The sequence below is a fragment of the Rhodanobacter sp. G1 genome (assembly GCF_055397855.1).
Genome location: NZ_AP039674.1, coordinates 1,357,083 through 1,380,324, shown reverse-complemented (window position 1 = coordinate 1,380,324; position 23,242 = coordinate 1,357,083). Strand labels below are relative to the sequence as shown.

General features: G+C 69.2%; 25 protein-coding genes. 18 read left to right on the top strand and 7 right to left on the bottom strand.

The features are described 5' to 3' along the window. Positions 1 to 43: 43 nt before the first annotated feature. From tssG to tssB, 7 genes are all read right to left on the bottom strand, one after another. Positions 44 to 1,066, bottom strand: coding sequence for a type VI secretion system baseplate subunit TssG (gene tssG / locus ACZ5Z2_RS06290; protein WP_464761098.1), 1,023 nt, complete (start codon positions 1,064 to 1,066; stop codon positions 44 to 46). Continuing rightward, entirely contained in the window at positions 1,030 to 2,913 is a 1,884-nt protein-coding gene (gene tssF, locus ACZ5Z2_RS06285; protein ID WP_464761097.1) for a type VI secretion system baseplate subunit TssF, read from the bottom strand. The genes tssG and tssF overlap by 37 nt, the downstream gene beginning before the upstream one ends. Before the next feature lie 69 nt (positions 2,914 to 2,982). Next, positions 2,983 to 3,486 carry a type VI secretion system baseplate subunit TssE gene (gene tssE, locus ACZ5Z2_RS06280; protein WP_464761096.1) on the bottom strand — a complete coding sequence of 168 codons (504 nt, stop codon included), beginning with the start codon at positions 3,484 to 3,486 and terminating at the stop codon, positions 2,983 to 2,985. Positions 3,487 to 3,502: 16 nt separating this feature from the next. Beyond that, positions 3,503 to 4,300 (bottom strand): type VI secretion system accessory protein TagJ, encoded by a 798-nt coding sequence (locus ACZ5Z2_RS06275; protein ID WP_464761095.1) that lies wholly within the window; start codon positions 4,298 to 4,300, stop codon positions 3,503 to 3,505. Positions 4,301 to 4,354: 54 nt separating this feature from the next. After that, complete coding sequence (locus ACZ5Z2_RS06270) at positions 4,355 to 4,858, bottom strand: Hcp family type VI secretion system effector (protein ID WP_464761094.1); 504 nt, start codon at positions 4,856 to 4,858, stop codon at positions 4,355 to 4,357. 210 nt (positions 4,859 to 5,068) lie between these two features. After that, positions 5,069 to 6,562: a type VI secretion system contractile sheath large subunit gene (gene tssC, locus ACZ5Z2_RS06265; RefSeq protein WP_464761093.1), complete on the bottom strand. Its 1,494-nt coding sequence runs from the start codon at positions 6,560 to 6,562 to the stop codon at positions 5,069 to 5,071. Between the two features lie 2 nt (positions 6,563 to 6,564). After that, positions 6,565 to 7,083 carry a type VI secretion system contractile sheath small subunit gene (gene tssB / locus ACZ5Z2_RS06260; RefSeq protein WP_464761092.1) on the bottom strand — a complete coding sequence of 173 codons (519 nt, stop codon included), beginning with the start codon at positions 7,081 to 7,083 and terminating at the stop codon, positions 6,565 to 6,567. A gap of 425 nt (positions 7,084 to 7,508) precedes the next feature. On the opposite strand from tssB, the gene ACZ5Z2_RS06255 reads away from it, so the two are divergent. The 18 genes from ACZ5Z2_RS06255 to fabG all read left to right on the top strand — a co-directional run bounded on the left by ACZ5Z2_RS06255 (position 7,509) and on the right by fabG (position 23,236). After that, positions 7,509 to 8,612, top strand: coding sequence for a Glu/Leu/Phe/Val dehydrogenase dimerization domain-containing protein (locus ACZ5Z2_RS06255; RefSeq protein ID WP_464761091.1), 1,104 nt, complete (start codon positions 7,509 to 7,511; stop codon positions 8,610 to 8,612). A gap of 266 nt (positions 8,613 to 8,878) precedes the next feature. After that, positions 8,879 to 9,148, top strand: coding sequence for an acyl carrier protein (locus ACZ5Z2_RS06250; RefSeq protein WP_464761090.1), 270 nt, complete (start codon positions 8,879 to 8,881; stop codon positions 9,146 to 9,148). Between the two features lie 8 nt (positions 9,149 to 9,156). Continuing rightward, positions 9,157 to 9,930: a glycosyltransferase family 2 protein gene (locus ACZ5Z2_RS06245; RefSeq protein ID WP_464761089.1), complete on the top strand. Its 774-nt coding sequence runs from the start codon at positions 9,157 to 9,159 to the stop codon at positions 9,928 to 9,930. Then, on the top strand, positions 9,918 to 10,529 hold the full coding sequence (locus tag ACZ5Z2_RS06240; protein ID WP_464761088.1) for a LolA family protein: 612 nt from the start codon (positions 9,918 to 9,920) through the stop codon (positions 10,527 to 10,529). Before ACZ5Z2_RS06245 ends, ACZ5Z2_RS06240 begins: the two co-directional genes overlap by 13 nt. Continuing rightward, complete coding sequence (locus tag ACZ5Z2_RS06235) at positions 10,526 to 12,955, top strand: MMPL family transporter (RefSeq protein WP_464761087.1); 2,430 nt, start codon at positions 10,526 to 10,528, stop codon at positions 12,953 to 12,955. The genes ACZ5Z2_RS06240 and ACZ5Z2_RS06235 overlap by 4 nt, the downstream gene beginning before the upstream one ends. Positions 12,956 to 13,403: 448 nt before the next feature. Then, positions 13,404 to 14,627 carry a beta-ketoacyl-ACP synthase gene (locus ACZ5Z2_RS06230; RefSeq protein ID WP_464761086.1) on the top strand — a complete coding sequence of 408 codons (1,224 nt, stop codon included), beginning with the start codon at positions 13,404 to 13,406 and terminating at the stop codon, positions 14,625 to 14,627. Beyond that, positions 14,627 to 15,874 carry a beta-ketoacyl-[acyl-carrier-protein] synthase family protein gene (locus ACZ5Z2_RS06225; protein ID WP_464761085.1) on the top strand — a complete coding sequence of 416 codons (1,248 nt, stop codon included), beginning with the start codon at positions 14,627 to 14,629 and terminating at the stop codon, positions 15,872 to 15,874. Before ACZ5Z2_RS06230 ends, ACZ5Z2_RS06225 begins: the two co-directional genes overlap by 1 nt. Then, positions 15,871 to 16,617: a beta-ketoacyl synthase chain length factor gene (locus ACZ5Z2_RS06220; protein WP_464761084.1), complete on the top strand. Its 747-nt coding sequence runs from the start codon at positions 15,871 to 15,873 to the stop codon at positions 16,615 to 16,617. Before ACZ5Z2_RS06225 ends, ACZ5Z2_RS06220 begins: the two co-directional genes overlap by 4 nt. Next, complete coding sequence (locus ACZ5Z2_RS06215; protein WP_464761083.1) at positions 16,593 to 17,387, top strand: lysophospholipid acyltransferase family protein; 795 nt, start codon at positions 16,593 to 16,595, stop codon at positions 17,385 to 17,387. The genes ACZ5Z2_RS06220 and ACZ5Z2_RS06215 overlap by 25 nt, the downstream gene beginning before the upstream one ends. Next, a complete protein-coding gene (locus ACZ5Z2_RS06210; protein ID WP_464761082.1) occupies positions 17,384 to 17,668 on the top strand; it encodes a phosphopantetheine-binding protein in 285 nt (94 codons plus the stop codon). Before ACZ5Z2_RS06215 ends, ACZ5Z2_RS06210 begins: the two co-directional genes overlap by 4 nt. Continuing rightward, the gene (locus ACZ5Z2_RS06205; RefSeq protein ID WP_464761081.1) at positions 17,656 to 18,201 is read left to right on the top strand and encodes a COG4648 family protein; all 546 of its coding nucleotides are present in this window, start codon (positions 17,656 to 17,658) and stop codon (positions 18,199 to 18,201) included. The genes ACZ5Z2_RS06210 and ACZ5Z2_RS06205 overlap by 13 nt, the downstream gene beginning before the upstream one ends. Then, complete coding sequence (locus ACZ5Z2_RS06200) at positions 18,198 to 18,554, top strand: 3-hydroxyacyl-ACP dehydratase FabZ family protein (protein WP_464761080.1); 357 nt, start codon at positions 18,198 to 18,200, stop codon at positions 18,552 to 18,554. Before ACZ5Z2_RS06205 ends, ACZ5Z2_RS06200 begins: the two co-directional genes overlap by 4 nt. Continuing rightward, a complete protein-coding gene (locus tag ACZ5Z2_RS06195) occupies positions 18,551 to 19,504 on the top strand; it encodes an LpxL/LpxP family acyltransferase (RefSeq protein WP_464761079.1) in 954 nt (317 codons plus the stop codon). Before ACZ5Z2_RS06200 ends, ACZ5Z2_RS06195 begins: the two co-directional genes overlap by 4 nt. Then, positions 19,497 to 19,958, top strand: coding sequence for an acyl-CoA thioesterase (locus ACZ5Z2_RS06190; protein ID WP_464761078.1), 462 nt, complete (start codon positions 19,497 to 19,499; stop codon positions 19,956 to 19,958). The genes ACZ5Z2_RS06195 and ACZ5Z2_RS06190 overlap by 8 nt, the downstream gene beginning before the upstream one ends. Positions 19,959 to 20,153: 195 nt before the next feature. Continuing rightward, positions 20,154 to 20,873 carry a class I SAM-dependent methyltransferase gene (locus ACZ5Z2_RS06185; RefSeq protein WP_464761077.1) on the top strand — a complete coding sequence of 240 codons (720 nt, stop codon included), beginning with the start codon at positions 20,154 to 20,156 and terminating at the stop codon, positions 20,871 to 20,873. Next, positions 20,870 to 22,051: a beta-ketoacyl-ACP synthase gene (locus tag ACZ5Z2_RS06180; protein WP_464761076.1), complete on the top strand. Its 1,182-nt coding sequence runs from the start codon at positions 20,870 to 20,872 to the stop codon at positions 22,049 to 22,051. The genes ACZ5Z2_RS06185 and ACZ5Z2_RS06180 overlap by 4 nt, the downstream gene beginning before the upstream one ends. Further along, positions 22,048 to 22,515 carry a hotdog family protein gene (locus tag ACZ5Z2_RS06175; RefSeq protein WP_464761075.1) on the top strand — a complete coding sequence of 156 codons (468 nt, stop codon included), beginning with the start codon at positions 22,048 to 22,050 and terminating at the stop codon, positions 22,513 to 22,515. Before ACZ5Z2_RS06180 ends, ACZ5Z2_RS06175 begins: the two co-directional genes overlap by 4 nt. Continuing rightward, the gene (gene fabG / locus ACZ5Z2_RS06170) at positions 22,508 to 23,236 is read left to right on the top strand and encodes a 3-oxoacyl-ACP reductase FabG (RefSeq protein WP_464761074.1); all 729 of its coding nucleotides are present in this window, start codon (positions 22,508 to 22,510) and stop codon (positions 23,234 to 23,236) included. The genes ACZ5Z2_RS06175 and fabG overlap by 8 nt, the downstream gene beginning before the upstream one ends. Positions 23,237 to 23,242: the final 6 nt, after the last annotated feature.

Below are 23,242 nucleotides of genomic sequence, written 5' to 3'. Positions count from 1 at the left end.
ATCGGCAGATTGGAATTCCAAGAAAACGACGCCGGTCGCCGCCCTAGCCGACCGGCCGCAAAATCACGTGATCCGCGTCGATGTCCCGCTGTGGCTCGCCCAGCCAGGTGGTGAGCCCCATGCGCCCGCCCAGACCAAGCTTGGTGCCCGGCACCTCGGCGCGCTTGAGCACCAGTTGCACGTCCCAGGCTTTTTCCTCGCCGACGTAGGTTTTCACCGCCGCCACCAGCTGGCGCAGCGCCTCCCCGCCGGGCAGGAAGTTGTTGAACTGCACGCGCGTCAACGGCCCCAGCCGCAGTCGGAAGCGTTGCTGCGAGCCCCACACGTATTCGCCCGTTACCGCGGTGCGGCCCAGGCCGGCCACCTCGGGCGAGCGCCCCAGGCGCAGGTGCGCTTCGTCCGGCAGGCGCATCCAGCTCGCCACGAACTCGACCACGCGCACCGGGACGCGAAAGAAGTGCACCAGCAGGCTGCGCAGCCCTTCGGCGTTGCGCGCCTGCGCCTGCAGGCGGCCCGCGAAGAAGCGCTTGTACTGGTCGGGCAGCGCATCGCGCGCGCTCAACCCGCGCGTGGAAAGCCCCACCAGCGCGCCCATGTACAGGTTGAAGCGATCCTCGTCCGGGCGGTCGAGCTGCACGGTGGGCTGTGCGCTGGCCCATGCGCGGTAGAACAGGCTCAACATGCGGTGATGGAAAATGTCGGCAAACGCGATCAGGGTGGAATCCTTCGCGTTGCGCTGGCGATCCATGGCGTATTCGGTGAGATGTAGCGGCAACGGCGCGTTCGGCCCGAACAGGCCGAAGAACAGGCCGTGCAAGCGCGCCGGCTTGCCCCCGGTGGCTGCTTCGTAACGATCCACCGCGCGCGGCGGAAACGCCAGCGACGGCGTGTGGCACAGGCGCACGGGATCTTCGGACGGCTTGGCCGATTCGCCCAGCCGCGGCCGCTCCGGGTACGCGCATTCGAGCCGGCGCAGCGCCTCGAAGAACTCGAAGCCCTCCGGCTGCTCCCGCAGCGCGCGCTCCAGCGCTACAGGATCTGGCGCTTGCCGAGCCGTGCCGGCCATCGGGCCACCTCGTTGCGTTCCAGGGTGCGCAGCACGGTCTCGGTGAAGGAGTTCACCGAGACGTGCCGCGCGAAGAAGTGCTGCATCACCGCGCCGAGCAGGAAGGCGCCGGTACCCTCGAAGGCGCCGTCGTCGCAGGTCAGCGTGATCTCCAGCCCGCGGCCGAAACTGATCGGCCCCGGCACCGGGATGCGCCGCACCACCGGCTGCGCGGCCACCGTCTTGACGCCTTCGATCTGCCGGCGCGCGCCGGCATCGAACTCATCGGAGTACAGCGTGAGCATCTCGCGCAGAGCTGCCGCGCCGTCCTCGCCGCTGTCGCCCAGCAGCGAGACGTAGTTCAGCTGCAGGTGACTGATCAACCGCCATGCGGTTTCGCCGGTTGCCGTGGGCGCGCGCGGCTTGGTCGGGCCCGCCACGCAGCGGATCGACGCCACCGGCGCGCCGGTATCCATGGTGAAATCGGTGTGCGACTTGCCCACCGGCATCTGCAGCGGCAGGTCGCGGTTGGTGCACAGCAGGCGCATGCCCAACTGCCGCAGCTGCGTGCCATACGGCGCATCGTTGGCGTCCACCAGCGAGATGAAAACCTCGCTGCCCACATAACTGGAACGCGCACCGTGCAGACGCTGGCGCGAGGACAGCAGGCGGGGTTCCCGGCGCAAGGTATAGAACGCCGCGGCGCGGCTATGCCAAGTGCGCTCGTCGCTGCCGTAGAACGGCTGGAAGCGCTGCTCCGGCTCCTGGCTGTCGCCGAAGCCCTCGACGTTCGAGATGCTGTGAATCTCGAAGTCCATCGGCCGCGTGCGGTCGGCCAGGATGTGGTATTCGGTGCGCCCCTGCTGCAGGTGGATGCGATCGGCCCGGCGCGGAAACAGGTTGATCGCCGGCGTGCAGAACAGGCGGAAGTTGCCCGCGTCCACCGCGTTGTGCAGCCGGCTCACGCTGCGGTCGAACAATGTGACGATCTCGAACTCGCAGGCCTGCGAGCGTGCAAGCACCGAACGCAGACCGGTGAACACCGCAAAGAGGAAACGTTCGGGGCAGGCGAAATATTCCTGCAGCAGGCGATAGCCGCTGAACGAGCGGTCGGTATAGGGCAGCAGGGCTTCGTCTTCGGCAAAACCCTTGTCGCGGATGCGATTGCCGTCGAAGAATTCGCTGACCAGCCCGCCTGCGCCCTGCGTACGCACCAGGTAGCCGACCGCGTTGCCCAGCAGTTGTTCGTACAGGCGCTTGGGCAATTCGTCGGTGCCGGCGATGAACAGCGGCAACTCGTCCAGCGCCAGCATGTTCGCCTGCGCACCGGCGGTGACGGTGAACTTCAGCCGCAGGCCCGCGCGCACGCTGCGATCCGCGGGCAGTGGGATGCCGGCGGCGGCCAACGCGGCGGGCGTCTCGAAATACTTGGCTTCGGCCAATTCCAGCGGCCACAGCGTGACGTCGTGCGCGGTGCGGTATTCGCAGGCGGTACGCTCGTCGTGACCGGTAAGCCCGCGCAAGGCGGTTTGCCGCGCCACCACCGGGCCGGCGGCCAGCGCGCTTTCCTTGATGTCGGGGTTCAGTTGCACCACAGCCATCGAAGGCACCGGCGCGAGGTAGTGCGGGTAGATCATCTCCAGCAGGTGTTGGGTGAACACCGGGTGCTGCGCATCGAGCTTGAGCTGGATGCGCGCGGCGAGGAAGGCGAAGCCCTCCAGCAACCGCTCCACGTAGGGATCCGCGCACTCGAAGCCCTCCAGGCCGAGGCGGCCGGCGATCTTGGGGTATTCGCGCGCGAACTCGCCGCCCATCTCGCGGACGTGCTGCAACTCGCGGTTGTAGTAGCGGAGCAGGCGCGGATCCATGATCAGGGCCTACCCATGAATCCATCGGGGCTTGGGATGACGGGATATGCGGAGATCATGGGCAGGCTCTCAGCCGAAGCTCTCCGACACATTGAAGCGGCCCGTCTCCAGATCCACCTCGGTCTTGAGGTAGAGATTCAGCGGAATCGGCTGCGCCCACATCTCCGAGGAAATGTTGAACACCAGCGACTGGCGATCCATGCGCTTGGTGTCCGATTGCACGGTGACGTTCAGGGTGCCGGGCGTCAGCCGCGGTTCGAACGCGAGGATGGCGTCGCGCACCTGGCGTTGCAGCACGTCGGCCTTGATGCCGGAAAGCGCCGCGCCGGTGAGGTCGGGGATGCCGAAATTGAGCACGGAACTCGCCACTTCCGGATAGTCGGCCAGCTCGTCGTCGGCGCGCAGGTTCACGCAGTTAAGCAGCCAGGACATGTCGCGCGTCACGCAGTCGCGCAGGCGCGTGGCCGAGATCACCCGCTTCTCGCGGCTCTCATCGGCCTTGCCCGGCTCGTCGTCGGTGAGGCGATCGAGCAGCGAAGGCTGCAGGCGCTCCTGGGTGGTGAGTTCGGCCATGGCGAAGGGATTCCGCTCAGGCCGCGTTGAACGTGATACTGCGGATGTCCAGCAGCGGGTAATCGCCAGCGTCGGTGGTCAGCATGCGCTGGCCGCAGCCGGCATAGCATTCGTTGCCGAGGTCGAGCCAGTCGGTGCGCCGCGCCAGCACCAGCTCGCCGTCCTGCGCGCGCTCGGTGCCGGGATAGCGGCACGGCACGAAGCCCACCGCCTGGCCGCCGTTGCTCCAGGTCACCTGCACCGGCATCCACACCTTGTCGCGCAGGTCGCTCGGCGCCTCGAACACCAGTTGCTTCAGGCGCGTGAACGGCACCCAGGCATAGCCGCCGTTGACGATCATCTCCAGGCACGGCCCGAAGCGCGAATCGGCGTCGGCGATCCACTCGAACGGCACGCCGTCGATCTCGCCGCTCGCCGCCTCGGCCTGCTCGAAGGCCTGCTCGCGCAGCGGTTGCGCCTGCGCATGCCGGTCTTCCGCCTGCAGTTTCAATGCCTGCAACAGCAGCGCCAGCCACTGCGCGGGCTCGCCGATCACCATGGGCGAACGCGCGCCGGCCATCACCTGCTGCCGATCGAGCTCGCCGGCCAAGGCCCGGCTGTAGGCCTCCACCATCAGCGTGTTGAGCGGGTCGAGCTCGCCGCTCACCTTCAGCTGGTTTTGCGCACGCTCCCACTGCCCCAGCACCGCCAGCAACTGGAACAGGAACACCCGCGGCTTGGCGTCCGCGGGATTTGTACGCACCTGTGCGGTCAAGCCTTGCAGCGCCTCGTCCAATCGACCTTCTTTGAGCAAGTTTTCCGGAGCCATTTCCACTTTCCGTGCTTGAGGGGTCGATGAAACGAGGCGGCTGCAAGTAGCCGGTCAGGCTCAGGCGGCGGCGACCTTCTGGATGTCGAAGGTGAAGTCCTTCGTACCGCCGTCCTTGCCGCCCTTGTCGTCCTGCGGCTGGAACGAGTACTTGAACTTGCCGAAGTGCAGGGTGATGTTCTCGGTGAGCTTGTCCTCGCCGCCGCTGCCGCCGGTGGACACCGAAGTGATCAGGATGCCTTCGCTCAGCTCGATGGTGAGGAAGTCGGTCTGCTCGCCGGTAGCGTTGGTGACGTACAGCCAGGCCTGATCCACGCGCCCGCCGGTGCAGCAGGCATTGATCAGTGCGTTGGAACAGCCGTCCACGTACTTGGTGATGGAGATGTCCTGCACGTGCGCCTTGCCGCCGCTGGCCGCGCCCGCGCCGGTGTGCAGGTCGCCGGTGTTGCTGACGCCCCACGACCACGCGAGAATCGGCACCTCGCCCTTGTGCTTCTTGTGGTTGGACGCGCCCTCGATCTTGACCTTGCCCGAGCCGAACTTGATGTGCATGTCGAATGCCATGAACCTTCTCCTCGATCGCCTGTTGATGAATTGATCCGCCCGACCGGGGTCACTCCCTGGCCGGTTGCCACACGCCCGTCGCCGCCTTCATCGCGATGTCGCGCAGACGATGCCCGGTGTTTGCCGATGCCATGGCATCGGCCTTCCCTCTCTCGAACCCGACACGGGTGCGTCCGCATGCCGCGATCACGCCCACGCCAGTCGCTTGCCTCAGCCCTTGGCCGCCGACGGCAGCCGCGACACCAGCCGCAGCGACACCGTGAGGCCTTCCAACTGGTAGTGCGGCTTGAGGAAGAACTTCGAGGTGTAGTACCCCGGCGCGCCTTCCACTTCCTCCACCACCACTTCGGCGGCCGACAACGGCTTGCGCGCCTTGGTCTCCTCGCTGGAGTTGGTCGGGTCGCCGTCGACGTACTGCATCACCCAGTTGGTCAGCCAGTTCTGCATCTGCTCGCGGTCGCTGAACGAGCCGATCTTGTCGCGCACGATGCACTTCAGATAGTGCGCGAAGCGGCAGCAGGCGAACATGTACGGCAGGCGGCAGCTCAGCGCGGCATTGGCGGTGGCGTCCGGGTTTTCGTACTCTTCCGGCTTGGCCAGCGACTGCGCGCCGATGAAGGCGGCCATGTCCGAGTTCTTGCGATGCACCAGCGGCATCATGCCCATCTTGTCCAGCTCGGCCGAACGGCGGTCGGTGATGGCGATCTCGGTGGGGCACTTCATGTCCACGCCGCCATCGTCGCTGGGGAAGGTGTGCACCGGCAGGCCTTCCACCGCGCCGCCCGACTCGATGCCGCGAATGCGCGAGCACCAGCCGTATTCCTTGAACGAGCGGTTGATGTTCACCGCCATCGCGTAGGCGGCGTTCTGCCAGGTGTACTTGGACGAGTCGGCGCCCGAGGTGTCTTCCTCGAAATCGAACTCGTCCACCGGGGCGGTGTTGGCGCCATAGGGCAGGCGCGCCAGCGTGCGCGGCATGGTCAGCGCCAGGTACTTGGCGTCGTCCGATTCGCGCAGCGAACGCCACGAGGCGTATTCCGGCGTGGAGAAGATCTTGGCCAGATCGCGCGGATTGGCCAGCTCGCTCCAGCTGTCCATGCCCATCAGGGTGTGGTTGGCCGAGGCGATGAACGGCGCGTGCGCGGCCGCGGCCACCTGGCCGATGCCGGCCAGCAGCTCCACGTCGGGCGGGCTGTGGTCGAAGTAGTAGTCGCCGATCAGGCAGCCGTAGGGCTCGCCGCCGAGCTGGCCGTACTCTTCTTCGTACATTTTCTTGAAGATCGGGCTCTGATCCCACGCCGTGCCCTTGTAGCGCTTCAGCGTCTTGCCCAGTTCCTTCTTGGAAATGTTCATCACGCGGATCTTGAGCTGCTGATCCGTCTCGGTGTTGTTGACCAGGTAATGCAGGCCGCGCCAGGCGCTTTCCAGCTTCTGGAAATCGGCATGGTGCATGACGAGGTTGAGCTGTTCGCTGATCTTGCGATCAAGCTCGGCCACGTAGGCGTTGATGGTCTGGGTGACATCGTCGGAGACGATGTCGGCCTTGTTCAGCACCTGCTCGGCGAGCGTGCGGACGGCGGATTCCACTTCTTCTTTCGCGCGATCGCTCTTGGGCTTGAATTCCTTGCTGAGCAGCGCGGCGAAATCGTCGGGCACCAGGGTCTGGGTTGCGCCGCCCTGTTCGGCCAGTTTCTCGGTTGCCATGGTTATTCCCCGTCCTTGCCGGCGTCGCCGGGCTTGGCTGCGGACACCAGCGACTGCAGCAGCGCCGGATCGTTGATGGCCTGCGCGATCAGCTTCTCGGCGCCGGCCTTGCCATCCATGTAGGTGCCGAGGTTGGCGAGCTGGGTGCGCGCCTCCAGCAGCTTGGCCACCGCGCCGACTTTGCGGGCCACGGCGGCGGGCGAGAAGTCGTCCATGCTCTCGAAGGTGATGTCCACGTTGAGGTTGCCCTCGCCGGTGAGCGTGTTGGGCACGGCAAAGGAGACGCGCGGCTTCATCGACTGCAGGCGGCTGTCGAAGTTGTCCACGTCGATTTCCAGCGCCTTGCGATCCTCGATGGCCGGCAGCTCGGCGTTGTTCACGCCGGACAGGTCGGACATCACGCCCATCACGAACGGCACCTGCACCTTCTTCTGCGCGCCGTAGACCTCGACGTCGTACTCGATCTGCACCCGCGGCGCGCGGTTGCGCGCGATGAACTTCTGACTGCTCTGCTTGGCCATGCGTTGTCTCCCGGATGTAGGTACTGGTGTCGGTTTCCGTGCACGCGGTTGCTGCGGGGAAAACGAAGGCGCGCGATGGCCTCGCGCGCACCCGGATTCCCATCGAGCCCGGCTATCCCGCACGGCGCAAAACACGCCGCCGGGAATGCCTCTCAATGTCCCAATGCGCAACCGCTCCTGAAACACGTGCACACCGGCCAGATTCATTCATCTTTCATTCATGTTAAGACGGCACCACCGGAACCCGGCTTGCTGCGTCGCGGCACGGCCCGCGCAGGCCGGCGTACTAGAATGATCGACTTGGCTCGTCGAACTACCCCGATCCGGGGCGACGCGGCCGCTTCGTTGTTGTCCCCCGGCGGCCATCGCTGCGATGCCGCCATTCCTGGATGCCCGCGGGCACCTCCCATGGAGTCGCCGTTCCAATGATTTTCGAAACCATCGCCAAGACCGGTCACGAAGAAGTCGTCTTCTGCCACAACCAGGACGCCGGCCTGAAGGCCATCATCGCGATCCACAACACGGTGCTGGGCCCCGCGCTCGGCGGCCTGCGCATGTGGCCGTACAAGACCGAGCAGGAAGCCGTGAACGACGTGCTGCGCCTGTCGCGCGGCATGACCTTCAAGAACGCCGTGGCCGGCCTGAACCTGGGCGGCGGCAAGGCGGTGATCATCGGCGATCCCTCCAAGGACAAGTCCGAGGCGCTGTTCCGCGCGTTCGGCCGCTTCGTCAACTCGCTCAACGGCCGCTACATCACGGCCGAGGACGTGGGCATCGACGTCAACGACATGGAATACGTGTTCCGCGAGACGGAATACGTCACCGGCGTGCACCAGGTGCACGGCGGCTCGGGCGACCCCTCGCCGTTCACCGCGTTCGGCACCCTGCAGGGCCTGATGGCCGCACTGAACTTCAAGCACGGCAACGAGGACGTGGGCAAGTACAGCTTCGCCGTGCAGGGCTGCGGCCACGTGGGCAGCGAGTTCATCAAGCTGCTGCGCGAACAGGGCGCCAAGGTGTTCGTCACCGACATCAACAAGGACGCCGTGCAGCGCTGCGTGGACGAGCTGGGCTGCGAAGCGGTGGGCCTGGACGAGATCTACGACGTCGACGCCGACGTGTACTCGCCGTGCGCGCTGGGCGGCACCGTCAATGCGCAGACCATCGACCGCATCAAGGCGAAGATCATCTGCGGCGCCGCCAACAACCAGCTGGCCACCGACGAGATCGGCGACGAGCTGCAGCGCCGCGGCGTGCTGTACGCGCCGGACTACGCGGTGAACGCGGGCGGCGTGATGAACGTGTCGCTGGAGATCGACGGCTACAACCGTGAGCGCGCCATGCGCATGATGCGCACGATCTACTACAACCTGGGCCGCATCTTCGAGATCAGCAAGACCCAGGGCGTGCCCACCTATAAGGCCGCCGACCGCCTCGCCGAGGAGCGCATCAACGCGATCGGCAAGATCAAGCTGCCGCACATGGGCAACGGCGGCACCCGTTTCCAGGGCCGCATGCGCGGCCAGTAAGCCCGGCCCAGCCGCGGTTCCAGCGAGAGGCCGCCGCGAGGCGGCCTTTTCGTTGCCGGCATCCTCGCCCGGTTCCGGACGGGGCTCTGCTACACTCGCGGACGCGACAGACGCCAGTTCAGCTTGCGTCCATCGCGCAGGGGAACCATCACGTCGAAGCAGGTCACGGCCCTGGCCGACCACCGCCGGCGCCCGGCCGTACCGCAGGGAACAGCCACCCCGGAAGGCATCACGACACGCACGGAACAACGAGAACAGAGCGCGATATGAGCACCATCCTGGCCGCCGACATCAGCAACACGGACATCCTCGAACGCCTGCGCGAGGTGCTGCACGACACCTTCGAGATCGAACCGGCGCGCGTCGTGCCGTCCGCCCACCTGTTCACCGACCTCGGCCTGGACAGCATCGACGCGGTGGATCTGGCGATCCAGGTGCAGGAAATGACCGGCATGCGCATCAAGCCGGAAGACTTCAAGAACGTGCGTACCGTGGGCGACGTGGTCAGCACGGTGCGCGGCCTGCTCGAACGCTGAGCCCGGCCATGCCGGACGCCCACGGCCGCTTCCTCCCCTGCGCGCTGATCCCGATCTACAACCACGGCAGCACCATTGCGCGCACCGTGCATGCCCTGCGCGCGCGCGGATTGCCCGTGCTGGTCGTGGACGACGGCAGCGACGAGCCCACCCGCAGCGTGCTCGACGCGCTGGCGCGCGACACCGACGAGGTGCTCCTGCTGCGCCTGTCGCACAACCAGGGCAAGGGCCGCGCCATCGGCACCGGCCTGCTCGCCGCGCGCGAGGCCGGCTACAGCCACGCGCTGCAGATCGACGCCGACGGCCAGCACGACACCGATGACGCGCCGCGCTTCCTCGACGTCGGCCGCGCGCATCCGCGCGCGCTGGTCTGCGGCGCCCCCGTCTACGACGCCAGCGTGCCGCGGGCGCGCCTGTACGGGCGCTACGTCACCCACGTCTGCGTCTGGCTGGAAACGCTGTCGCTGGCGATCCGCGATTCGATGTGCGGCTACCGCCTGTATCCGCTGGAAGCCGCCTGCGCGGAGATCGAACGCAAGCCGCCGCCCGCGCGCATGGATTTCGACACCGAGATCGCCGTGCGGCTGGCCTGGCGTGGCGTGCCGGTGGCCAACCTGCCGACCCGCGTGACCTATCCGGAGAATGGGCTGTCCCACTTCCGCATGTTCCGCGACAACCTGCGCATCTCGGCGATGCACACCCGGTTGTTGCTTGGCATGCTGCCCCGGGCGCCGCGGCTGTTGTGGCGCCGCCTTCGTGGAGAACGCCCATGCGTCGCCTGATGTTCCCGCTGTTGCTCTGCCTGCTGGCGCCATTCGCCCGCGCGCAGGCCGACGATGCCCTGCTGCAAAACGTATTGGCCGAACTGGGCCGACACACGGCGGTGCGCGCCGACTTCACCCAGACCCGCAGCAATCCCGCGCTGGACAAGCCCCAGGTGAGCCAGGGCCAGCTGCTATTCGTGCTCGGCCACGGCATGCTGTGGCAAACCGCGTCGCCCTACCGGGAAACGCTGGCGCTCACCGGCAACCGCAGCGCGCGCATCGACGCGGACGGCAACGCCACGGCCATGCGCAGCGACCGCGGCGTCAGCCAGGTCTCGCAGATGCTGCAGGGCATGCTGGGCGGCAAGCTGGACGAGGCGCGACGCCAGTTCGCGGTGGAAGCCGACGGCACGCCGGCGCAATGGACACTGCGCTTCGTGCCGAAACAGGCGCGCATGGCGCGCGTGCTGGGCAGCATCACCCTGCACGGCAACGACTACCTGCAGGGCATCGCCATCGACATGCAGGACGGCAGCCGCACCGACATCCTGTTCGACCACACGCGCGACGCCGGCCCGCTCAACGCGCCGGAAAAGCGCGCGCTCGGCCTGCCATGACGCCGCGTTCGCTGAAGCTGCGCGCCGGCCTGTTCGCCGTCGCCGCGCTGCTCACCGCCGCATTGGGGGCATGGCTGCTGTTCGGGCGCGGGCGCCTGCCGATCCAGACCGACCTGCTGGCGATGCTGCCCGCCACCGAGCAGCAGCCGCTGGCCGAAGCCGCGGTGCAGCGGCTGGCCCACGCCAACGGCGATCGCATCGCGCTGCTGGTGGAGAACGCCGACGACGACCGCGCCAAGGCCGCGGCCCGCGCGCTGGGTAAGGCGCTGGCGCCGCACAAGGTGTTCGCCTCGGTGCTGGCCGAGCTGCCGCCGTTCGACCTCAAGCAGATGGTCGCGCCGTACCTGGCGCATCGTTTCTTCCTGCTCTCCGACGCCGACCGCGCCGCCCTGGCCGCGCCCGGCTACGACCCGGCGCAGGCGCTGGCGCAGCGGCTCAACGCGCCGCTGCTCGACGGCGTGGGCACCACGCTGCAGGACGATCCGTTCGGCTGGCTGCAGCACTGGTTCGACCAGCAGCCGTGGAGCCGTTCGTCACTGATGCCCGAGGACGACCTGCTGGTCGCGCACCGCGACGGCCGCACCTGCGTGCTGGTCACCGCCACCCTCGCCGGCTCGTCCTACGACGATGCCGTGCAGCGGCGCGTGCTAGCGGCGGTGGACGATGCGGTGCGCCAGGTCGAACGCGGCCAGCCCGGCACCCGCGTGCTGCGCACGGGCGCGGTGTTCTACGCCGCCGCCGCGCGCGCCGGCGCCGAGCACGATGTCCACCTGGTCGGCTGGATCTCCACGCTGGGCATCGCCCTGCTGCTGATCGGCATGTTCCGCTCGCCCGGCCCGCTGCTGCTGGCCTTCCTGTCGACCGCGGCGGGCGTGTTGTTCGCCACCGTGGCCAGCCTGCTGGTGTTCGGCCAGATCTACCTGCTGACCCTGGTGTTCGGTGCCGCGCTGCTGGGCGAGGCGGTGGACTATTCGATCCAGTACCTCACCGCGCGCGCCAATGCAGGTGCGCAGTGGCAGGCCGCCGCCGGCCTGCGCCAGGTGCGCCCGGCCCTGCTGCTGGCGCTGGCCACCTCGCTGCTGGGCTACGCCCTGCTCGGCCTGGTGCCGTTCCCCGCGCTGCGCCAGATGGCGGTATTCGCGATGAGCGGCATGCTGGCCGCCTGCCTCAGCGTGTTCTGGCTGCTGCCGGCCTTGCTGCAACGCCCGGCCAGGCCGCTGTCGGCAGCACCAGTGCGCTGGGCGCTGGCGCTGCAGCGCGGCGTGGGTCGCGCCAGCCATGGCCGGCACGGATGGCTGTTGATCGCGCTGTTGCTGCTGCTTGCGCTGCCCGGCTGGTGGCGCCTCGGCCACGACGACGACGTGCACCTGCTGATCTCGCCGCCCGCCTCGCTGGTGACGCAGGAACACCGCATCCGCGAGATCACCGGCCTCGGCAACGGCAGCCAGTTCTATCTGGTGCAGGGCGCCAACACCGAACAGACCCTGCAGCGCGAGGAACGGCTGGAGCAGCGGCTGCAGGCGCTGGTGCGCGAGGGCCGCCTCGCCGACTGGATCGGCCTGGCCCGCATGACGCCCTCACAAGCGCGCCAGATGGCCGATCACACGCTGATCGCGCGCAGCCTGCATGCGTCCGGCATGGTTTCCATGTCGGACACCCAGCCCGTCGCACCCGTGCAACAAGTGCAGACGCTCGCCGACCGCGCCCGCCTGCATGCCCTGCTCGTCGCCGGCGGACTGCGCAGCGCTGCCGCAACCGCCTACGCCGATGCCTGGCCCGGCACGCCGCTGGACTTCAAGGCCTGGCTGGACACGCCGATGGCCACGCCGTTCCGCTACCTGTGGATGGGCTGCGATGCGCACGGTTGCGGCTCCATCGTGCTGCCGCAAGGCGGCGACGACGATGCGCTGCTGCGCCGCGCCGACGACGGCCTGCCCGGCGTCACCCTGGTCGACAAGACCGCCAGCGTGTCGCAGCTGTTCGGCCGCTATCGCCGCTACGCCAGCGTGTGGCTGCTCGCGGCCATGCTCTTGATCGTGCCAGTGTTCGGCTGGCGCTACGGCTGGCGGCGCATGCCGCGCGTGCTGGCGCCGCCGGTGCTGGGCATCGCGTTGACGCTGGCCGCGCTGGGCTACCTCGGCCAGCCGCTGACGCTGTTCCACTGGATGGCGCTGATGCTGGTGCTGGGCGTGGGCGCGAACTACGCGGTGTTCCTGCACGAAGGCGAACCGCACACCGCCGACAAGCCCGGCGCGATGTATGCCAGCGTGCTGCTCTCCGCGCTCACCGCCCTGCTCTCCTTCGGCCTGCTGTCGCTGAGCTCGATGCCGGCGCTGCGCGACTTCGGGTTGACGTTGCTGCTTGGCATCGCGTTCACCGCGTTGCTAGTGCCGGCGAGCCGGGCCAACGAGGATGGTGCGCGTTGAACTCCGGTCGACTCATTGCAAGTTGCCGACCTGCGGCCGGGGTTTCGTCCCCCTGCCGGGGGCCGAGTCACTTTTCGGAAAAGCCCTCGCAAGAACACACGCAACCCGTTGCGAGCGGCACGCTTTTGTCTTTTCGCCGCACAGCGGCGATCCGAGTGCGCGCAGGATGCGCGCCGCTCTACCGGGGGCCCCTCGGACGCGGCGGGTGGATGGAGGATCAGCCCGCAGGGTGGCCGACAGGAGGTCGGCCAGTTTTTCGCCAGCACAGGATGTGCTGTCGAAAAACCCCGGAATCCGCCCGCGCACCCGCAGGGCAGGATGCCCGGAGGGCGCGTCCGCGGGGTGCCGTTTCTCTTGGTTACTTCTCTTTGGGCAAGCAAAGAGAAGTAACTCGGCCGCCGGCAGGCGGTCGAAACACTCGGCCCATGCGGGCCAAGGAGCCATCTGCATGAAACGCGTCGTCGTCACCGGCATGGGCGGCATCACGCCGCTGGGCCACGACTGGGCCAGTATCGCCACGCGCCTGCGCGGGCGCCGCAACGCGGTGCGTCGCATGCACGAGTGGGATTACTTCGACGCGCTGAACGGCCGCCTCGGCTGCCCGGTGGACGACTTCGCGCTGCCACCGTGGCCGCGCCAGAAGATCCGCTCGATGGGCCGCGTCGCGCAGTTCGCCGTAGCCGCCAGCGAGCATGCGCTGCGCGACGCCGGCCTGATCGACGACGCGTCGATCCGCGACGGCCGCATGGGCGTGGCCTATGGCTCCTCCGGCGGCAGCGTGGAACCGGTGCGCGTGATGGGGCGCATGCTGGACACCGGCTCCATGCAGGGCGTCACCGCCACCAGCTACATCCAGATGATGGGCCACACCACGGCGGTGAACGTGGGCGTGTTCTTCGGCCTGAAGGGCCGCGTCATTCCCACCTCCAGCGCCTGCACCTCGGGCAGCCAGGCAATCGGCTACGGCTACGAGGCGATCCGCTGCGGCAGGCAGAAGCTGATGCTGTGCGGCGGCGCGGAGGAACTCTCCGGCCCCGGCGCCGCGGTGTTCGACACGCTGTTCGCCACCAGTACGCGCAACGACGAGCCGCAGCTCACGCCGCGCCCGTTCGACGCGAAGCGCGACGGCCTCGTCGTCGGCGAAGGCGCCACCACCCTGGTGCTGGAGGAATACGAACACGCCAAGGCGCGCGGCGCCACGATGTACGCCGAGGTGGTCGGCTTCGGCTGCAACTCCGACGGCGCCCACATCACCCAGCCCACCGCCGAGACGATGGCGGTGGCGATGCGCCTCGCGCTGGAGGATGCGCAACTGCCGGCCGGCGCCATCGGCTACGTCAGCGCCCACGGCACCGCCACCGACCGCGGCGACGCGGCCGAAAGCCACGCCACCGCCGAAGTGCTGGGCGCGCGCGTGCCGGTCAGCGCGATGAAGAGCTACGTTGGCCACACGCTGGGCGCCTGCGGCGCGCTGGAATCGTGGTGGGCCATCGAGATGATGCGTGCGGGCTGGTTCGCGCCCACGCTCAACCTCGACCAGCGCGCCGACGACTGCGCCGAGCTGGACTACCTCACCGGCGACGGTCGCGCCATTGCCACCGACGTGGTGATGAACAACAACTTCGCGTTCGGCGGCATCAACACCTCGCTGATCTTCAAGGCAGTCGACTGATGCGGCTGCGCGACGCCAGCGGCCTGCCGCGCGTGGTGGTCACCGGCATGGGCGCGGTGAGCTGCGTGGGCGCGGGCGTGCCCGCACTGCTGGACGCGCTGCGCGAACGCCGCCACGGCCTGCGCCGCATGGAGGCCTTCGCCGCGCTGGCCATGCGCGGCCAGGTCGGCGGCCCGGTGGATGCGGACGCGCTGCAGCCGGAGCCGCCGCGCAAGCTGCGCCGCTTCCTGCCCGCGCCGGCGCGCTACGCATGGCACGCCGCGAACGAGGCGCTCGCGCAGGCGGCCCTGTCGCCCGAACGACTCGCCAGCGCCGACTGCGGACTGGTGCTGGGCGGCGGCGCCGCGCTCAGCGAGCACGAGGAAGCGCTGGACAACCATCGCGTCCGCGGCATCGCCAAGGTCTCGCCCTTCACCGTGCCGCGCGGCATGAGCAGCGCGCTGTCCGCCAGCCTGGCGCAGGCCTTCGGCATCGGCGGCGCCAGCTACACGGTCAGCTCGGCCTGCACCAGCGGCGCGCACGCGATCGGCCACGCGATGGAGCTGATCCAGCTCGGCCGCCAGCACGTGGTGCTCGCCGGCGGCGCGGAGGAACTGCACCCCAGCACCGCGATGTGGTTCGACGCCATGGGCGCGCTGTCGCCGCAGGCCGATCCGGCGCGGGCCTCGCGTCCGTTCCACCGCGAACGCGACGGCTTCGCGCTGGCCGCGGGCGCTGGCGTGCTGGTGCTGGAATCGCTGGAACACGCGCAGGCACGCGGTGCGCACGTGCTGGCGGAACTCGCCGGCTACGGCTGCACCACCGACGCCGCCAGCATGGTCGGCCCCGGCGCCGAAGGCGTCGCGCGCGCGCTGGGCCAGGCACTGGATCGCGCCGGCACGCTGCCCGACTACGTCAACGCGCACGCCTGCGGCACGCAGGGCGACCTCGCCGAATGGCAGGCCATCCGCAGCGTGTTCGCCGCGCGCGGCGCGCCAGTGCCGCCGCTGTCCTCGATCAAGGGCCTGATCGGCCACGCGCCCGGCGCCGCCGGCGCGCTGGACGCCATCGCCTGCCTGCTGATGCTGCAGCACGATTTCCTCGCCGCCGGCGCGACGCTGGGCGAGGTCGATCCGGATTTCGCCGACGCGCCGCTGCTGGCGGCGAACCGCGAACAACGCATCCGCTCCGCACTCAGCAGCAGCTACGGCTTCGGCGGCAGTTGCGCCGCGTTGCTGTTCCGCCGCTTCGACGGGGCAGCCGCATGACCGCGTTCCGCCTCGAAGGCTGGCGCGCATGGGCGCCGGGACTGGAAACCGCCGAAGACTGGCAGGCCTGGGCGCAATCGCCTCGCGACGTGGCCGACGACGCGCAGGCGCAGCCGTCCTGCGCCTTCCTGCCCGCGCTGCAGCGCCGCCGCTTGAGCCGGCTGGCGCGGATGACGCTGGAGACGGCATGGCCGCTGTGCGGCGACGGCGAACAGTTGCCCTTCGTGTTCGGCTCGCGCCATGGCGAGACCCCGCAGACGCTGGCGCTGCTTTCGGACATCGCCGACGGGCAGCCGCTGTCGCCCACTCGCTTCGGCCTGTCGGTGCACAACGCCATCGCGGGCCAGTGGTCGATCCTGCGCGGCCAGCGCGGCGAGTCCGCGGCCATCGCCAGCGAGGCCGACACTTTCGAGCACGCCGTGCTGGAAGGCCTGCTGCAGCTCGCGGCGGGCGCGCCGGTGGCGCTGGTGGTGGTGGCCGAGGAGCTGCCTCCGCCCGCCTACGCGCCGTGGATCGCGGACGTGCCGTTCTCCTATGCTGTAGCGCTGCGACTGGGGAAGCACGACGCAAGCATGGACACGCCCGCCCACGGCGACTGGCAACTGCAACTCGACCGCGCCAGCGGCGACGCGCCCTGCGCGCAGCCGCATGCGCTGGATTTCCTGCGCGCCCTGCTTGCGCGCGAAACCTCGTTCCAACACACCTGGAAGGCGCGCCGATGGAACTGGCAACGCAAGCGTTGAACCCGCCGCGCCGCGACTTCTGGGCATGGCGCCTCGCGGCCACCGGCGCCAGCTTCGTGCTGTTCGGCCTGGGCGGCCTGCTGCTGCGCGTACTGATCCTGCCGCTGCTTCGCTGCATTCCCGGCGACGCGCTCGACAAGCGCCGCCGCGCGCGCGCCGCGATCAGCCGAGCGTTCTGGCTGCACGTGCAGTTCATGTACCGCACGCGCGTGCTGGATTTCGTGATCGACGGCGCCGAGCGGCTGGGCCGCCCCGGCCAGTTGGTGGTGGCGAACCACCCTTCGCTGATCGACGTGGTGTTCCTGATCTCGCAGATCCGCGACGCGAACTGCGTGGTGAAGCAGGGGCTGTTCGGCAACCCCTGCACCCGCGGCCCGGTGCGCACCGCGCAGTACATCGGCAACGACGGCAGCGTGGAGATGCTGGAGCGCGCCGCCGACGTGCTGCGCGAAGGCCAGTGCCTGATCGTGTTTCCCGAGGGCACGCGCACCGTGCCCGGCCAGCCGCCGCGCTTTCACCGCGGCGCGGCGGCCATCGCGCTGCGCGGCGCGCGCACGGTGACGCCGGTGTTCATCGACATCGACCCGCCCACCCTCACCAAGGGCGTGCCGTGGCACCGCATCCCGCACTGCCGCTTCCGCGCGCGGCTGCGCGTGGGCGCGGACATCGACCCCGCGCCGTTCATCGCCGACGCGCCCATGCCGATCGCCTCGCGCCGCCTCAACGACCACCTGCACCAACTCTTCCTCAGGGAGCTCGCCGCCTCGTGAACGCCTCGACCCATACCGCGCTGGAGCAGGAGATCGCCCAGCTCGTCATCGACACGCTGAACCTGGAAGACCTGCAGGCTGCAGACATCCCGCCGCAACAGCCGCTGTTCGGCGAGGGGCTGGGGCTGGACTCGGTCGACGCGCTGGAACTGGCGCTGGCGCTGCAGAAGCGCTACGGCATCCACATCGCCTCGGACGACAAGGACGCGCGCCGGCATTTCGCCACCGTGTCCAGCCTCGCCGCCTTCGTCGCCAGCCAGCAGGCCGCATGCGCAAACTGATCAACATCCTGCTGCCGCTGATCGGCGTCCTGTATCCGTTCCTGGTCTACTTCGGGATGGAGACGGTGCCGCCGCACGTGTTCGCGCTGGCGCTGGCGGCGGCGTGGCTGCTGCGCGCGCCGTTCCTGCTGCGCGAACCGGGCGGACGCTGGATGCTGATCGTGGCGCTGGCGTATTGCGCGCTGCTGGGCGTCAGCGGCGAATCCTCGCTGCTGCGCTGGTATCCCACCCTGATCAGCCTGTTCCTGCTGCTCACCTTCGGGCTCAGCCTGGTCTACGGCCCGCCGGTGGTGGAGCGCATCGCGCGCGTGCGCGAGCCGGATCTCCCTGACGCGGCCATTCCCTACACGCGCAAGGTCACCTGGGTGTGGGTGGGCTTCTTCGTGTTCAACGCCGCGATGTCGGCCGCGCTCACGCTGTGGGCCCCGCTGAAGTGGTGGACGCTGTACAACGGCCTGATCGTGTACTTCATCATGGGCCCGCTGTTCGTGGGCGAATGGCTGCTGCGCAAGCGGCTGCGGGTGAACGCATGAGCGCACGCACCGCCCCGGCGATCCTCGGCGAGCAGCGCAGCGGCGACGAATGCACCCTGCATCTCCTGGTGCCCGTGGATCTGGACTACTTCCCCGGCCACTTCCCGCAGGCACCGGTGCTACCCGGCGCGGTGCAGATCGGCTGGGCGCTGCAACTGGCCGCGTCGCGCCTCGGCACCTCGCCGCGATGCCGCGAGATGGAAGCACTGAAATTCCAGCGCCTGCTGCAACCGGGCAACACCGTGACGCTGGCGCTGCGCCTCGACCGCGCGCGCGGCAAGCTGCACTTCGCCTATCGCGAAGGCGAGGCGGCGTATTCCTCCGGCCGCCTCGTGCTGGAGCCGCGCGCATGAGCGAGGCGCAGTTGTCCACGCCACGCCACTGGTCGGCGCAGCGCGAGCGCGGCAGCCTGCTGCTGATGCGCTTCACCGCCCTGGTGGCGCGTCGCTGCGGGCGTCGCCTGCTGTCGCCGCTGCTGCACCTGATCGTGCTGTACTTCTTCCTCACCGGGCGCGCCGCGCGGCGCAGCATCCGCGAATACCTTGAACGCCTCGCCACCTGGAGCGGCCGCGCCGAACTGCGTCCCACGCCACGCCGCGTGTTCGCGCAGTTCATGGCCTTTGCCGACTGCCTGCTGGATCGCCTCGACGTGTGGCGCGGCGCGCTGCGGCTGGAGCAGGTGCGCCTGCTCGATCCCGACGGCATACGCGCACAACTGCTGGCCAGCCGCCACAACGGCCGCGGCCAACTGCTGGTGGGCACCCATCTCGGCAATCTCGACGTCTGCCGCGCGCTGGCCGAACTGGGCGAGCAGGTGCCGCTCAACGTGCTGGTGCATACGCACCACGTCGCCCACCTCAACCGCCTGCTAGGCGAGGCGGGCGAACAGCGCATGCGGCTGATCCAGGTGAGCGAGCTGGACGCCGCGCTGATGCTCGACCTGTCGCAGCGCCTGGAGCGCGGCGAGTGGCTGGCAATGGCCGGCGACCGCGTGCCGCTGCATGACGGCCGCCGCGTATCGGTGGATTTCCTCGGCCAACCCGCCGCGTTCGCGCAGGGGCCGTGGCTGCTGGCCGGGCTGCTCGGCTGCCCGGTGAACCTGATGTGCTGCATCAAGCGCGAGGGTCGTTACGAGATCCGGCTGGAACGCTTCCTCGACGCGCCGACGTGGCAGCGCGGCCAGCGCGACGACGCCATCGCCGGCTGGACGCAGCGCTACGCCGACCGTCTTGCCGAGTGGTGCCTGCTGGCGCCGCAGCAATGGTTCAATTTCTATCCGTACTGGAATGCCGCCGATGCGTAGCCCGGGCGTGCTGCACGCGGATATCGAAGTCGTGGTGCCGTTCTTCGACATCGATTCCATGGACGTGGTGTGGCACGGCCACTACGTGAAGTACCTGGAAATCGCCCGCTGCGCCCTGCTCGACCGCATCGGCCACAACTACGTGCAGATGAAGGCGGCCGGCTACGTGTGGCCGGTGATCGACGTGCAGTTGCGCTACGCACAGGCCGCACGCTTCGGCCAGCGCCTCGCGGTGCGCGCCGGACTGGTGGAATGGGAGAACCGCCTGAAGATCCACTACCTCATCAACGACGCCGCCAGCGGCGAGCGCATCACCCGCGCCAGCACCGTGCAGGTGGCGGTGAGTCTTGCCGATGGGGCGATGCAGTTGGTTTCACCCACCTGTTTCGTTGAAGCCGTGGAGAGGTGCATCGCCGACACGCAGACACAAACTCACACCCACTCGCATGGCTGACAACGCCATGGCAACCGTTCATGCTGAGCGTAGCTTGCGCAAGCAAGCGGAGTCGAAGCACCGCTGCCCGGTTCCTTCGACTTCCTCGCTCCCCAAAGCCGTAGCCATCCATGGCAACTCCCCGCGTGCGGCGCTACGCGCCTACGCTCAGGACGAACGGAGTTGCCGAATACAGCCTCAACGCCCAGTAACCCCATGACCTACGCCAGCCCCACCTACGTCGAGGAAACCCGCATCGGTTTCCGCTTCCTCGCCACGCACACCTGGCAGCATCACGTGCTGCGCGTGGCGATCAACGACCTGAAGCGCCTGATCGGCGAACCGTTGCCGCGCGGCGGCGTGCTGCTGGACGCCGGCTGCGGCCAGGGCAAGTCGTTCCGCCTGCTGCGCGAGGCCTTCGCGCCGGATCGGCTAATCGGGCTGGACGCCGACCCGCACAGCCTGCGCTGCGCCAGTGCCGAGGCCCGACGCGAGAACATCGCCGCCGATTTCGTGACTGCCGACTGCGCGCGCATCGACCTGCCCGATGCCAGCGTGGACGTGCTGTTCTGCCACCAGACCTTCCATCACCTGGTCGAGCAGGAACAGGCGCTGGCCGAGTTCTGGCGCGTGCTGAAACCCGGCGGCTGGCTGCTGTTCGCCGAATCCACCAAGGCCTACATCGACACCTGGGTGATCCGCTGGTTCTTCCGCCACCCGATGCACGTGCAGAAGAGCGCCGAGGGCTACCTCGACATGCTGCGCGCGCAGGGCTTCGTGTTCGGCGACGCCAACGTGTCGCTGCCTTACCTGTGGTGGAGCCGCTCGAAGGATTTCGGCCTGCTCGAACGCTGGGGCCTGCGCGCCGCGCCCCCGCCCGGCCAGCGCGAGGAAACGCTGGTGAACGTGGCGGCGCGCAAGCCGGCGCTGGCATGAGCGAGGCCTTCCTCAACGCGCTTGGCGTGGTCTGCGCGTTGGGCGCGGGCAAGGCCGCGGTGGCCGAGGCGCTGTTCGGCGGCGAGGCGCATGGCCTGCACGCCGAAGCCGGCTGGATCCCCGGCCATGCGCCACCGCTGGGCACCGTGCGCACGCCGCTGCCCGGCATCCCCGCAACGCTGGCCGCCACCCGCGACAACCGCTGCAACCGCCTGCTGCTGGCCGCAGCGCAGGAAATCGAAACGGACGTCCGGACGGCCATTTCGAGGTACGGAAGCGAACGCGTCGGCGTGGTGCTCGGCACCAGCACCGGCGGCATCGAGGAAGCCACCGACGGCCTCGCCGCGCAACGCCGCGACGGCGCGTGGCCGGCGGACTATCGCTATGCGCACCAGGAACTGGCCGGCCCGGCCGAGTTCCTCGCCGAGTGGCTGGGCCTGGCCGGCCCCTGCTACGCGATCTCCACCGCCTGCACCGCCGGTGCGCGCGCCCTCATCAGTGCGCAGCGCCTGCTGCAGGCCGGCCTTTGCGATGCGGTGGTCTGCGGCGGCGTGGACACGCTGGCGCGGCTGCCGCTCAACGGCTTCCACGCGCTGGGCGCGATGGATGCCGCACCGTGCAATCCGTTCTCCCGCGAGCGGCGCGGCATCAACATCGGCGAGGCCGCCGCGCTGTTCCTGATGACGCGCGAGCGCGGTGCCGTGCAGTTGCTTGGCACGGGTTCCAGTTCGGACGCGCACCACATGTCCTCGCCCGACCCCAAGGGCCGCGGCGCCACCGCGGCCATGCGCCGTGCGCTGGCCGACGCCCAGCTCGACGCCGCGCAGATCGACTACCTCAACCTGCACGGCACCGCCACCACGCACAACGACGCGATGGAGGCTCCGGCGGTAGCCACGGTGTTCCCGCAGGGCGTGCCGTGCTCGTCCACCAAGTCGCTGACCGGCCATACGCTGGCCGCCGCCGGCGCGCTGGAAGCGGCGTTCTGCTGGCTGAGCCTGCGCGATGGCCGGCTGCCGCCGCAACGCTGGGACGGCCAGGCCGACCCCGAGTTGCCCACGCTGCCTTTCGTCGAAGCCGGCGCACGCCTGCCGGCCACGCAACCACGCCGGCTGATGAGCAGTTCCTTCGCCTTCGGCGGCAACAACGCCTGCCTGATCCTGGGGGACGCCACATGACGCCGTGGCCCATCGCGGAACTGCTGCCACACGCCGGCGAGATGATCCTGCTCGACGCCGTGCTGGAGCACGGCCCCGAGCACGCGCTGTGCAGCCGGCGCGTGCCGGCCGGCGGCCTGTTCCACGACGCCGGCGGCTCGCTGCCCGCGTGGATGGGCGTGGAGCTGATGGCGCAGGCCATCGCCGCGTGGGCCGGCTGTCAGGCCAAGCAAGCCGGCGAACCGGTGCGGCTGGGCTTCCTGCTCGGCACGCGCCATTACGCCTGCAACGTGGCCGCGTTCGCACCAGGCAGCGAGCTGCGTGTCGAGGCGCGGCGCGATTTCCACGACGACAACGGCATGGGCGTATTCGCCTGCCGCATCGAAGCACCCGGCGTGCTGGCGGAGGCGCGGCTCACCGTGTTCAGCCCGCCCGACGCCGCCGCGCTGTTCCAGCCGCCCGCAACGGAGCCCGCCCATGGCTGACTGCATCCTCGTCACCGGTTCCAGCCGCGGCATCGGCCGCGCCATCGCGCTGCGGTTGGCGCAGGCCGGCTACGACATCGCCCTGCATTGCCGCTCGAAGCGCGACGAGGCGGAAGCCGTGCGCGCCGAGATCGAAGGCATGGGTCGCGCCGCGCGGGTGCTGCAGTTCGACGTTGCCGACCGCGCCGCCTGCCGCGCCGCATTGGAGACGGACGTGGCACAACACGGCGCGCCCTACGGCGTGGTGTGCAACGCCGGCCTCGCGCGCGACGGCGCCTTCCCCGCGCTGTCCGACGAGGACTGGGACAGCGTGCTGCGCACCAACCTCGACGGCTTCTACAACGTGCTGCATCCGCTGATGATGCCGATGATCCGCCGCCGCGCGCCGGGACGCATCGTGTGCATCACGTCGGTGTCCGGCCTGATCGGCAACCGCGGCCAGGTCAACTACAGCGCCTCGAAGGCCGGCGTGATCGGCGCAGCGAAAGCGCTGGCGGTGGAGCTGGCCAAGCGCCGCATCACCGTGAACTGCGTGGCGCCCGGCCTGATCGACACCGACATGCTCGACGCCGACGTGCCGGTGGAAGAGATCCTCAAGGCCATCCCCGCGCAGCGCGCGGGCACGCCGGAGGAAGTGGCCGCCGCGGTGGCCTTCCTGATGGGCGCCGAAGCCGCCTACATCACCCGCCAGGTGCTCGCCGTCAACGGCGGCCTGTGCTGACGCCGC